The organism is Sphingopyxis sp. (genome assembly GCF_025869345.1).
Lineage (GTDB): Bacteria > Pseudomonadota > Alphaproteobacteria > Sphingomonadales > Sphingomonadaceae > Sphingopyxis.
In genome coordinates, this window is the sequence record NZ_JAOZVW010000018.1 from 1 (window position 1) to 3979 (window position 3979).

Here is a 3979-nt window from a genome sequence, read left to right on the forward strand (position 1 = left end):
CTCAGCTGGGAGAGCGCTACAATGGCATTGTAGAGGTCAGCGGTTCGATCCCGCTAGGCTCCACCATTTTACGAAAAGGCCCGCGAAAGCGGGCCTTTTTCTTTTGTGGCGGTCTAAAATGCTTGGGTCCGCCGGATCGCCGCAGCGCGTGAGGCGAGGCGGAAGAGGGGGATAGTCAGCGTTGTCGAAACAAGCGCCAGCGTGACGAGCACCGCGAAGACCGTCGGCGTGATCAGGCCCGCCTGAACCAATATCGTTGCGGCAACGATCTCCATCAAACCCTTGCACTGGAGCAGCAGGCCGAGCCGCGTGCGTTCGCGCGGCGGCACATGGGCAGCGGGCGGCACCAGATGCACCGCGGCGAGCTTGGCCGAACCGGCAAGGAACAGGAGAAGCAGCGCGACGCCCAGCGCCGCGGGCGTCACGACCGCGCCGTCGATGCTGAGCCCGCGATGCGCGAAGAAGAGCGGCGACAGGCCGAACAGCGCCAGCTTGCCGAGCCGTTCGGGCATCAGCCGCTCGGCAAGGCATCGCGGCGCCATGGCGCCCGCGAAATAGGCGCCGAGCAATTCGTGCAGGCCGAGCGCCGTCGTGGCCCAGGCTCCGGCCGTGAGATAACAAAGGCCGGCCACCGCCGTCGCCCCTGGTTGATCGGGGAGGAAGCGGTCGATCCGATCGCGCAGCAGCGGCATCGCCGCGAGCAGCCCGAGCGCCGCGAGGCAGGCCGGCCCGTCCGGGGCGATTGCGCTCCTCTCGCCATTATGAAGGAACAGCAGCAGCGCGAGACCGCTCCACAGCACCGCATCGTCGAGCGCGGCGATTCGCAGCGCGAGATTGCCGAGCGGGCGGTCGGCCATCGGCAGTTCGCGCACGATGCCGACCAGAACGGGAAGCGCGCTGACCGCAAGGCACAGCGCGATGGCGCCCGCCGACAGCAGCGGCGACACGCCCGCGGGCCGCAGCAGAACGAGATCGAGCAGGCCCGACAGCGCCACCGCAAAGCCGATCGTGAAGGGCAGGGCGAGTGCGAAGAGCGCCGAACCCACGGCTTGTTTCCCAAGCGGAGGAAGCTGGTCCGACGCGGTGCGCGTTTCGAGTCCGGCGCTGAAGGCCAGCGCGAGCACGCCGCACCAGCCGATCGTCTCGCCCAGCCATGAAGGGCCGAGCGCGGCTTTGTCGAAACCGAAGCGATCGGCCGCCGCCGCGACCGCGAGGCCGGTCAGGATCGGCAGCACCGCCATCGGCACAGCGCCGCGAACGAGGCGCCAGCAGAGGAGCGGCACGACGAGAAAGCACAGGAGGTCGACCGCAAAGCCCATGTCGATTGGCTATCGCGTCGCTCGCGATGCGGCAAGCGATTTTTGAGAACGTTCTCTTTCGCGCGAAACGGCGCTATTCTGCCGCTTCTTCCTTCTCGAACAATGGCTCCAGCACGATCGGGTCGGCCAGGGTGATGCGGTCGAGGATCGACGCGGTGTCGTCGCGCACCTTCAGCATCAGGCTGCGCAGGCGGCAATCGGATTCGGGCAGGCAATTCTTGCAATGCTCGTGCGCGTTGCGCGCAGCGCAGGGGACGAGCGCGAGCGACCCGCGCGTCAGCCGGACGAGGTCGCCATAGCTGATGTCGATCGGCGGCAGCGCGAGCTGGTAACCGCCGTCGCGGCCGCGCTGCGAGATGAGCAGTCCCTCGCGCGCCATTTCCGACAGGATGACGGTCAGGAATTTGGGCGGGATATTCTGTGCGTCGGCAATGTCCGCAAGCTGCACCTGTCCCTTGCCCCAATGGTCGGCAAGATGCTGGAAGGCACGGATCGTATAGCGGGTCTTTTGCGACAGCATGACGGGGGTAGTGTGACATATTCAGCCTTAATTCAACCTGTCTGGATGAGATTATCTTGCGCTGTTGATGAAAATCACAGCGGGTGGCATGAACCGATGCCAATGGGATCGCATGATGGCCCGGAAACGGGTGCGATGAGGGTATGGCGATGATGCGTAAAATTTGGGGTGTACCGGCGGTCCTCGCGGCCTGCATGTTGGTGGCGGCGCCCGCCGAGGCGCAGTTCGGCAGTCTGCTCCGTAAGGTGACGACGCCCAGCCCGGCGCCGAGCCCGGGCAGCGACGACAATGGCGGCTGTCCGAAGGGCAAGAAGGGCAGCAGCGTCGGGCGCGGCATATTGGGCGGCGTGATCCGCGATGCGGTCGGTGACGCCGCGAGCAAGGCCGGCGTCTATAGCTATGTGCCGATCGCCGAGGTGAGCGGAACGCTGACCGACGCCATCGCCTGCCGCCTCGATCCCGCCGAGCAGGTGCAGGCGGCCAAGGCGACCGAAGAGATCACCCGCGGCGAGGAAGTCGGCGCGACCGCGAACTGGACCAGCGCGACGCGCGAGAATGTCAGCGGATCGTCGACCGTCGCGTCGAAGAAAGAGCTTGCCGACGGCACGAGTTGCATGAACGTCACAGACATCGTCATCGTCGAGGGTGAAGAAACGCGCGTCAGCAAGAAGATGTGCAAGCGGCCGGGTGAAGCGCGCTATGCTCTTGCAGCGTAAATTGGTGCCGCTGCTGGCGGCGGCAATGTTTGTCAGTCTGACCGGCGCTGCCAAAGTTCAGATGGACCCTGCGAATCCGACTTGCCCCCTGAATCCCGACTGGTCGGCAAACCCGACGATGGAGCTTACGCCCGTGGTCAAGAACGGGGGCAAGGTGCTGCTGGCCGAGGGGCGCATCGATGCGGGGTTGCCCGACCGGTTGAAGGCCGCGCTGGCCGCCAATCCCGACATCAGCGAAATCTGGCTGCGCTCGCCGGGCGGCGACGCGCGCGCAGGTAATGCGGCAGGGCGGGTAATCCGGGCAAACTTCGGCCTCGTGACGCGCATTCCGTCAGGCTGGGCGTGTTTCAGCGCGTGCAATTTCGTCTTCATGGGTGGCCAGCCGCGCGTGATCGATCCGGGCGGGCTGTTCATCGTTCATATGTTCACGCGCACCGGCGACCGGGGAGCCATCGATTATAGCGTAGCGATGGGAACCGATGCGACCAAGGAGTTGATCGGTGACATCGAACAGGACGCCGCGCTACTCGCGAGCGAGGACAACGATTTCCTGATTCGCATGGGCGTATCGCGCAAGCTGCTGACCGAAGTGATGTATCAGCAAAAGGCGCTCGCCAATGCCGAGGACAAGTCGACCCGCCGCTGCCTGACGCAGGCCGAGGTCAAGACCTATAACGTTGCAAATAACAACGAATAGGATAGGCTGGCCAATAAGGAGAGGCTGCCATGAACGATATGACGCACGAACATGCGACCTTTCGGTCGATGATCGACGGGACGCAGGAAGACTGGGACATTATCGCGCGCGAGCAAAAGGAGTTCGCGCCGAACAACGGGGTGCGCATCCTCGATCATCTGAAGCTGCTCGGCGGGGATTATGGCGGCTTTCCGGTCGACCGGCTCGAACATTGCCTGCAGACCGCGACCCGCGCGCACCGCGATGGCCGCGACGAGGAATATGTCGTGATGGCGCTGCTCCACGATATCGGCGACACGCTCGGCGCCTTCAACCACCCCGATGTCGCGGCGGCGATCCTGAAACCTTTCCTGTCAGACGAAAATCTGTGGATCGTGCAGCATCACGGCATTTTCCAGGGTCATTATTTCTTCCACTATCTCGGCCTCGACCGCGACATGCGCGACCAGTTCGCCGATCATCCCTATGCCGCGGCCTGCGCCGAGTTCTGCGAGAAATATGACGCGCCGGCCTTCGATCCCGATTATGAGTCGCTGCCGCTCGAATTTTTCGAGCCGATGGTGAAGCGCCTCTGCGCCTATCCGCGGAACAGCATCTACAAGAAGGTGATGGTCGAGGAAGCGGCCTGAGCCCTCCACCGTCGCCCCCCCCGGGGCGGGGGCGACGCAGTTTTTTAATAATTTACCCCGGAACCCGGGTTTTGGCGTATTAAGGGAGGCAAGAAATC

5 protein-coding genes are annotated in these 3979 nt (G+C 64.2%); 3 read left to right on the plus strand and 2 right to left on the minus strand.

Going from position 1 to position 3979, the window contains the following annotated elements:
* Positions 1 to 113 precede the first annotated feature (113 nt).
* Positions 114 to 1319: a cation:proton antiporter gene (locus tag OJI97_RS01380; protein ID WP_297660247.1), complete on the minus strand. Its 1206-nt coding sequence runs from the start codon at positions 1317 to 1319 to the stop codon at positions 114 to 116.
* Positions 1320 to 1392: 73 nt separating this feature from the next.
* On the minus strand, positions 1393 to 1839 hold the full coding sequence (locus OJI97_RS01385; protein WP_297660250.1) for an Rrf2 family transcriptional regulator: 447 nt from the start codon (positions 1837 to 1839) through the stop codon (positions 1393 to 1395).
* Between the two features lie 149 nt (positions 1840 to 1988).
* On the opposite strand from OJI97_RS01385, the gene OJI97_RS01390 reads away from it, so the two are divergent.
* From OJI97_RS01390 to OJI97_RS01400, 3 genes are read left to right on the plus strand one after another with little or no spacing between them, the layout of a single operon-like run.
* Positions 1989 to 2555: a hypothetical protein gene (locus OJI97_RS01390; RefSeq protein WP_297660252.1), complete on the plus strand. Its 567-nt coding sequence runs from the start codon at positions 1989 to 1991 to the stop codon at positions 2553 to 2555.
* Between the two features lie 4 nt (positions 2556 to 2559).
* Positions 2560 to 3252, plus strand: a complete 693-nt coding sequence (locus OJI97_RS01395) for a hypothetical protein (protein WP_297660431.1) — start codon at positions 2560 to 2562, stop codon at positions 3250 to 3252.
* A 29-nt stretch (positions 3253 to 3281) separates the two neighbouring features.
* Positions 3282 to 3881 carry an HD domain-containing protein gene (locus OJI97_RS01400; RefSeq protein ID WP_297660254.1) on the plus strand — a complete coding sequence of 200 codons (600 nt, stop codon included), beginning with the start codon at positions 3282 to 3284 and terminating at the stop codon, positions 3879 to 3881.
* Positions 3882 to 3979 lie beyond the last annotated feature (98 nt).